6 protein-coding genes and 1 pseudogene are annotated in these 7,871 nt (G+C 42.2%); 5 read left to right on the forward strand and 2 right to left on the reverse strand.

What is annotated here, in order from left to right; genetic code table 11:
- Positions 1 to 149 precede the first annotated feature (149 nt).
- Positions 150 to 629 (reverse strand): annotated as a pseudogene (locus UYK_RS24680) (P-loop NTPase family protein); the annotation flags it as partial.
- 61 nt (positions 630 to 690) lie between these two features.
- Here UYK_RS24680 and UYK_RS0100150 point away from each other — a divergent pair.
- From UYK_RS0100150 to UYK_RS0100170, 5 genes are all read left to right on the forward strand, one after another.
- Positions 691 to 1,665 (forward strand): cysteine synthase A, encoded by a 975-nt coding sequence (locus tag UYK_RS0100150; RefSeq protein ID WP_009459751.1) that lies wholly within the window; start codon positions 691 to 693, stop codon positions 1,663 to 1,665.
- A 119-nt stretch (positions 1,666 to 1,784) separates the two neighbouring features.
- Positions 1,785 to 2,072: a (2Fe-2S) ferredoxin domain-containing protein gene (locus tag UYK_RS0100155; protein ID WP_009459749.1), complete on the forward strand. Its 288-nt coding sequence runs from the start codon at positions 1,785 to 1,787 to the stop codon at positions 2,070 to 2,072.
- Between the two features lie 140 nt (positions 2,073 to 2,212).
- Positions 2,213 to 3,058: a DUF5331 domain-containing protein gene (locus UYK_RS0100160; RefSeq protein WP_016870679.1), complete on the forward strand. Its 846-nt coding sequence runs from the start codon at positions 2,213 to 2,215 to the stop codon at positions 3,056 to 3,058.
- Between the two features lie 199 nt (positions 3,059 to 3,257).
- A complete protein-coding gene (locus tag UYK_RS0100165; protein WP_172451480.1) occupies positions 3,258 to 4,628 on the forward strand; it encodes a cytochrome P450 in 1,371 nt (456 codons plus the stop codon).
- A gap of 62 nt (positions 4,629 to 4,690) precedes the next feature.
- Positions 4,691 to 6,067, forward strand: a complete 1,377-nt coding sequence (locus UYK_RS0100170; protein ID WP_009459741.1) for a cytochrome P450 — start codon at positions 4,691 to 4,693, stop codon at positions 6,065 to 6,067.
- Positions 6,068 to 6,329: 262 nt separating this feature from the next.
- Here UYK_RS0100170 and UYK_RS0100180 read toward each other — a convergent pair whose 3' ends face one another.
- The gene (locus UYK_RS0100180) at positions 6,330 to 7,760 is read right to left on the reverse strand and encodes a hypothetical protein (protein ID WP_009459737.1); all 1,431 of its coding nucleotides are present in this window, start codon (positions 7,758 to 7,760) and stop codon (positions 6,330 to 6,332) included.
- Positions 7,761 to 7,871 lie beyond the last annotated feature (111 nt).

The raw sequence follows: 7,871 nt of genomic DNA on the forward strand, positions 1-7,871 counted from the left end.
ATAATCATCTTTCATCTATCTTTTCCTCATTCCCTGGCTGAGTGGGAAAATAAATTATTACCTTTGTGTCTTAGTGTCTTTGTGGTTAAAAAATAACTACTTAACCACCAAGACGCCAAGACACTAAGTAAAATTCTTGGTTAAACCTATAAGTTTAAGACGTAGGTTTTGAATGAATCTGCGACTTTTTTGGCTTGAGTATCTCTGGTATTTCTGATTTCTTGCTGGAATTGATCGCGGATGCTGGTAAGTTTGTTAAATTCTGGTTCTACGGAACTAATGCGTTCCCGCAATTGCTTGACATCCTGTTCTAGTAACGGAATACGCCTTTTCACTGCTTCACGAGTGCGATCGCACGCTTGTCTTGCTAAGGTGCGTACTTGTCTGAGTTCTGTGATCGCTCTTTCTCTGGTGAGGAAGGTATTGAGTGCTTGCATAAATTCTGGGAAGCCAGTTCTTTCTAGGGAAGCTTGAGGATTTTTCAGGCGTCGGCGTAAAGCTTGAATTGAAGAGATTTCAAATACTCGCTCATTATAAATATCTTGACTGTCGACAATACAATATTCAGCTAAATTCGCTTTAAAAACTTGTCGTAGTCTTTGTTCGGCTTCTTTTAACTCCTCTTCATCCTTAGAAGCAGCACCACTATAAGTAAAAATTTTTATAAGAAGAACTCAGGTAAATTCAGATATGGATATAAAAAACGGCTTTGTAGGAACTGTTGGCAATACACCACTGATTCGGCTGAATAGCTTTTGTGAAGAAACTGGCTGTGAAATTCTTGGTAAGGCCGAATTTCTCAATCCTGGTGGTTCTGTGAAAGACCGCGCTGCGCTTTATATTATTCAAGATGCCGAAGAAAAAGGCTTACTGAAACCCGGTGGTACTGTTGTAGAAGGAACAGCAGGTAATACTGGTATTGGATTGGCACACATATGTAATGCCAAAGGCTACAAATGCCTAATTATCATTCCTGATACCCAGTCCCAAGAAAAGATGGATGCTTTGAGGGTGTTAGGTGCAGAAGTTCGTCCCGTCCCTGCTGTACCTTATAAAGACCCCAATAACTATGTCAAATTATCTGGTAGAGTCGCCAGTGAAATGGAAAATGCCATTTGGGCAAATCAGTTTGATAACTTAGCCAACCGTCGCGCCCACTATGAAACCACAGGTCCAGAAATTTGGACACAAACAGACGGTACAATAGATGGCTGGGTGGCAGCAACTGGAACTGGCGGCACTTATGCAGGTGTCTCGCTGTTTCTCAAGGAAAAAAATCCAGATATTAAATGTGTAGTTGCTGATCCGATGGGTAGCGGACTTTACAGCTACATCAAAACAGGCGAAATCAAGATGGAAGGCAATTCCATCACAGAAGGTATTGGTAATAGTCGCATCACCGCTAACATGGAAGGCGCACCAGCTGATGATGCCATTCAAATCCATGACCAAGAAGCCCTACGGGTTGTTTATCAATTGCTACGAAAAGATGGTTTATTTATGGGTGGTTCTACAGGTATCAATGTAGCCGCAGCTGTGGCCTTAGCAAAACAGATGGGGCCAGGACATACCATAGTTACCATTTTGTGTGACAGTGGTTCCCGCTATCAGTCACGTATATTTAACCGTGAATGGTTACAATCAAAGGGACTTTTACCAGAATAGTTAGTAGGTAGTGGTTGGTTGTTGGTGGGTAGGATAGCTACCCTACAGTAGTTGTTTGGAACAATCAACAACCAACTATCAACAAATAACTATCAACAAACAACAACCAATTATTAAAAATGAAATGTATTCGCGTCTGCCAAAATCGTACTTGTCGTAGGCAAGGATCTGCCAAAGTATTAGCGGCTTTTGAGGCTATATCTACTTCTGATGTAACGGTAATGGGTAGCAGTTGTTTGGGACAATGTGGCAATGGACCAATGGTGTTGATATTGCCAGATATGGTTTGGTACAGTGGTGTTCGTCCCAGTCAAGTACCTTTAATAGTTGAACAGCATTTGTTGGGCAATCAAATTGTCACCAACATGCTCTATCATCGGTTTCATCCTCAGGGACAAAAACAATAAATTTAGTTCTTCCCTCCCCGCTTGCGAGGAAGATTAGGGTGGGGTAAAAAATATTTGTGCAAGAAATTTAACAAATAAGTTTTATTCATTTTCTGTAGGAATTTCTGCCAGTAATTTTGTTGACTGAAGCGAGACATTTCATGAATATTCAACAGCTACGTGAATCCTTAAAACTAAAGTGGGTAAAATATTTTTTTCAAAATCGTCCCTGGCTAGTAAAAATGCGAATCTGGGGAACTTACGATGGACAACGTCGCCCTTCCTCTGGCTTTATTTTGGCAACTCTTTCAGTTTTAGAACCAGAGCTAGATGAAATTTTGCCTTTGCTTTTGGAACTAAATAATAACCCCGATCATATAGTTAAGGCTTTGGGTTTGAATTTTAATCCTGAAGAACAAATGCATTTAATTGCAGAAGATGCAGATATAATCCAGCAGAAAATACTTTCCGAAACATCAACTAATGGAAAAGTTGATTCCCAGCCTCAAGCCACACCTTCATCAGGGGAGTTAGACTCATCCCAAAAAGGTATAGAAAATAATGGAGTTGTTCAGCACGATATTGCCAGTAGAGTAAGTACACAAGTACAAAATCAAAAAAAATCTTTACCATTGCTGAGTGTGGTAAATAAATTTGAAACTAGAAGTACGCAAGTATCGGCGTTAGCTGTTATTGGTAAAGCTGAAAGCAACAGTAAACCTGTGCCACTGCTGACAGTAATTAGCAAAACCGAAAATAGTAGTAAACCTGTGCGATCGCTCCTACCTACTAGTAACATCAAAAGGGAAAGTCAGCCAGCATCATCTGTAATTGCTACCAGTAGGGTGGACAGCAAACCCAAGTTAGCAAAGATACCACAACAAGACCTTATAGATAATGTCAATTCCGCACCTACTAAGCAAAAATCCAGGCTCACTTCTTGGATAGATGGCTTTTGTCAAGGGGTTGGGTGGGAGAACGACGAAGCTATTTACACTCGGTTTTAAGTACTTTTTCTAGAAATCATTAGGGTGGCAAAATGTCTAATTTGAGTGCAAATTTACATTACACGATCAAGCCTAGTGTGATGTTTTATTAGCTTGCGATCGCTTGCTCATACACCTGAATCTGCCAAACTCGCATTAGCCCTGAATTTACTACACTTGATAGCAGTGGCATAAAGCAGCAATGCAGCAAAAACAGCGTATGAAACTACCAAATGGCCCAAAAACCCCTCGGCTAGTACAAATGCTTCAGTGGATTAGTAGTCCCATGAAGTATATGGAAGACTGTACTCAGCGTTATGGCGATATTTTTACATTACAGTTAACAGGCCCTGTAGTTTTTGTGAGCAATCCCCAAGCGCTACAGCAGATGTTGACTAGCGATACTAAAGAATTTGCAGCCCCCGGTGAACCGTTATTTGAATCTTTTCTTGGTAAACATTCTGTAATTACTGTCAGCGGTGAAGTGCATCGGCGTCAACGTCAGTTATTGATGCCTCCTTTTCACGGTGAGAGAATGCGAACCTATGCCCAAGTAATTACCAAGGTGACAGAAGAAATTATTAGCCAATGGCAAATAGGTCTGCCTTTTACTGTCCATCCTGCCATGCAGGCGATCACTATGCGGATCATCATGCAAGCAGTATTCGGGTTGTATGATAGTCCCCGTGCCCAAGAATTAGAAGAACTTTTGACTTTAATGCTCAATCGCGCCGGTAGTTCGCCTTTACGGGCTTTAATGATTTATTTTCCGGCTTTACAAAAAGATTTAGGCCCATTAACTCCGTGGAGAACGTTCCTACGTCGGCGATCGCGAGTTTATCAACTTCTACAGGAAGAAATTCAAGCACGGCGAGAACAAGCTGACTCATCACGCACAGATGTGTTGAGTTTATTGATTGCAGCACGGGATGAAGCAGGTCAACCCATGACCGATGCAGAGTTAAGTGATGAGTTAATGACTTTATTAGTGGCAGGCCACGAAACTACTGCTACAGCGGTGACCTGGGCTTTATATTGGATTCACAAATCGCCAGCGGTACGTGAAAAGCTATTGCAAGAACTTGATACTGTTAGCGATCGCTCTGACTCTAGTAGTATTGTAAAGTTACCCTATCTCAATGCTGTGTGTAACGAAAGCTTGCGTATCTACCCTGTAGGAATGCTGACTTTTGCCCGTGTAGTTCAGCAACCCCTATCTTTATGTGGATACGAATTAGAACCAGGTACAGCAGTGATGGGATCTATTTATCTCACTCATCAACGTGAAGATTTATACCCACAGCCTAAGCAATTTAAACCAGAACGCTTTTTAGAGAGACAGTTTTCACCCTACGAATTTTTACCATTTGGCGGTGGTGCAAAGCGTTGTATCGGTGCGGCTTTTGCTCAATTTGAAATGAAATTAATACTAGCAACAATTCTTTCACGTTTAGAATTAGCATTGCTAGATAACTCTGATGTCAAACCAAAGCGTCGGGGTTTGGTAACAGGGCCAGATCGCCCCATTCAAATGGTCGTGAGCAATCAGCGTCAAGTCGAGTCTCGCATACCAGAAGCTATTTCTGGATAAACTTTGATAGTTTAGGTTTAGGCAGTTGTAAAACTGTCTAAATCTTAACTTTTTTAGCTATTATGAAACTCCCTGATGGCCCGCATACACCACCCCTAGTACAACTCATCAATGTACTGCTTCGTCCTTTAGAAACTCTAGAAGAAAATGCCAAGCTTTATGGAGACTGCTTTACAACTAGGATAACTGGATTTCCACCATTAATTGTTGTGAGTCATCCCCAGGCAATTCAAGAAATTTTGACTGCTGACTCTAAATTGTTTGATGCTGGGCAAACTAATCAGATTTTACATCCTTTAGTAGGTGATTACTCGCTGTTATTAATGGATGGCGATCGCCACCAAAGCCAGCGACGTTTATTGACTCCCCCTTTTCATGGGGAGAGAATGCGAACTTACGGTCAGTTAATTTGTGACATCACCGAGAAAGTTACTGATCACTGGACTATCGGTAAGACTTTCGTCGCCCGTTCGATCCTGCAAGAAATTTCCCTGCGAGTTATCCTCCGCGCCGTTTTTGGTGTGGATGAAGGACAACGTTTCGAGGAGTTGCGGCGACTTGTGAGCAAGATACTCGATACTTTTGACTCACCAATTAAATCGAGTTTCTTGTTTCTGAAGATACTGCAAAAAGATTTGGGTTCTTGGAGTCCTTGGGGACGTTTTCTCCGTCAACGAGAGCAAGTGGACAAACTTATCTACGCAGAAATTCAAGAACGCCGCCAGCAATCCCACTCATCTAGTGAAGATATCTTGAGTTTAATGATGTCGGCGCGGGATGGATCTGGACAAACAATGACAGATCAACAATTGCGCGACGAATTAATGACACTGCTGTTAGCAGGTCATGAAACTACCGCTTCTGCTTTAGCATGGGCATTGTATTGGATTCACAAGCAACCGACAGTCAAGGAAAAACTTTTACAAGAACTGGAAAGCATCGGTGATCATCCAGACCCCAGCGAAATCGCTAAGCTACCCTATCTCACAGCAGTTTGTCAAGAAACACTACGTATATATCCCATTGGTCTGTTTACTTTTACTCGCATTTTAAAATCACCATTGCAGCTAATGGGTTACAACTATGAGCCGGGTACGTGTTTCGCACCTTGTATTTATTTAGTCCATCATCGTGAGGATATATATCCACAACCAAAGCAGTTTCAACCAGAACGCTTTTTAGAAAGGCAATATTCACCCTACGAATATTTACCTTTTGGGGGTGGTAGCCGTCGCTGTATAGGTATGGCTTTTGCGCTGTTTGAAATGAAGCTTGTCTTGGCAAATATTTTGTCACACTGGCAACTAGATTTGGTAGATCATCGTCCTGTACACCCCGTTCGTCGTGGCGTTGCTACCACACCTGCTGATGGTGTACCGATGATAGTGGTAGGCAAAAAATCGCCCACAAGTAAACCGCTTCAATCAGTTATCAGTTAACAATGATCAGTGATCAGTCAAGACTTACGCACAGTCTACGAACCCTTGGCGCTCTTGGCATCTTGGCGGTTTAATAAATTAAGCTTTTTGTCAATTTTGCGTAAGTCCTGTCAGTCATTGATCATCGATCGGGAGCATCCTAAATTTTTCCAAATACAAAACGAAGTAGCTCCGATTAACACTCTGCGACCCTCTGCGTTTACAAATAAACTCAAACATTATGGGATGCTCCCAACTGATCACTAATCACTGTTAAAGGCGATTAATTTATCCCAGGATTTCGTTGCTTCACATAATACTTGTGTCCTGCCAAGACAATAGCTAAAAATCCCCAAAGCATCATACCGGAAACTCCGAGCATCGCACTACCAAGTGGGAGACTCGCAAAACTAGCAAGAGCAATGGCGCGCGCAGCAGCCATAAAAGGATCAAAACTGGGTTCTGTAAATTGAAACACCTGAAACAACAGCAAAATTAATCCACCCAGATAAAAGATAGCGCCAAACCAACCCAGCGTAAAAAACATATCCAAAATACCGCTATCAATGACAATCGGTTCTAAGACACCTTTTTCATTCACAATGAAAGTATTACCGATGCCATTCCCCAGAATATTTGTCATTGCTTTGGTGAAACCGTCTCGATAAATCTCTTGTCTGACTTGAGCGCTGTTGTCTTTTTCGAGATTACTAAGAGTTTCTAAGCGGGTAGCAATTGCTTCAGAGAATGGTTCCATAGTGGTCAATGGCACAACACAAATAGCCATAACCAAAACAGTTACCATCAGACGCATTTGAATTTTTGGTTTGAGTGAAGACAGCAGGGTTAAAACCCCTACAAACCAGCATCCCCACAAAGTCCGCACCATTGTCAGCAAAAACGCCAAGTAACCAGCTGCTGCGGCTGGAATACGCATAAATTCAGTGCTAGTAAATAGCAATAACAAGCCTGTCATCATCATGCTGGCAAAAGGCCCTGGCGAGGCCATCGTACTCCAAACACGAATTTTCAAAGGTTCAGGATCTCCAAAACTTTTCAGCTTTGTGCTTTCTAGCCAAAATCGATCCCACTCTGGAGCAGTCACAAACTGGAAGACGCCATAAATCCCTGTCACCAAAACTCCCCAGAGAAATATACGGATCATGTTTTGACGGTACTGGGGATATTCTCGCCACTTGATAAATATGAAGAAAGCAAAACTAATCGGGGTTAACCAATCCAACATACCCCTAGCTGCGGTGAAGGGTGTAGTTTTAACAAATCCGATTAAGAAGCCATAAAATACACCCAAAAAAGCTAGTATAAAGGGCATTCCACCTTTACGAGAAGATTGGGGCAGGTTTTTTAAGGTGGTATGTAAGGTGAGGAGGGTTACTAAATATTGTGATACTAATATAAAGCGACTGGCATCAAAACCACTGCGATAATCTATGAGGCGACTAATAAAGGGTGTAAGAAACCACATCCACCAAACCAAGCCAATATAGAGGAGGGGGTACCGCAGATACAGGAAAATCCCCACACCTAAAGTACTGACAATATAAATTTGGCGAGCAGCCGCACCAGCAGCGAAAGTAGATACTACTACAACTAGCACTAGCCCCACAATTGCTAACCAACCCAGTAGTGGTGGTTGTTGTTGCTCTGAGCTTGTTGTTGCGTAACTAGTCAAATTAGCCTGCCTGTAAGTCACCGGGGTTCTCCAACATAATAGACTTCTTACAGAAGTCGGTAAAGGGGGAAGGTGGGGTTCCCTTCTCTTTATGAGTTGAAAGCACCTCACCCCCCTCTCCTACTCACGAGA

This window comes from Fischerella thermalis PCC 7521, assembly GCF_000317225.1.
In the GTDB taxonomy this organism is placed as follows: Bacteria; Cyanobacteriota; Cyanobacteriia; order Cyanobacteriales; family Nostocaceae; genus Fischerella; species Fischerella thermalis.

Bases quoted from the DNA above. Each gene is read 5' to 3' on its own strand.
- UYK_RS0100165 (WP_172451480.1), top strand. From the start codon at position 3,258: ATGAAACTACCAAATGGCCCAAAAACCCCTCGGCTAGTACAAATGCTT.
- UYK_RS0100170 (WP_009459741.1), top strand. From the start codon at position 4,691: ATGAAACTCCCTGATGGCCCGCATACACCACCCCTAGTACAACTCATC.
- UYK_RS0100160 (WP_016870679.1), top strand. From the start codon at position 2,213: ATGAATATTCAACAGCTACGTGAATCCTTAAAACTAAAGTGGGTAAAA.
- UYK_RS0100150 (WP_009459751.1), top strand. From the start codon at position 691: ATGGATATAAAAAACGGCTTTGTAGGAACTGTTGGCAATACACCACTG.
- UYK_RS0100155 (WP_009459749.1), top strand. From the start codon at position 1,785: ATGAAATGTATTCGCGTCTGCCAAAATCGTACTTGTCGTAGGCAAGGA.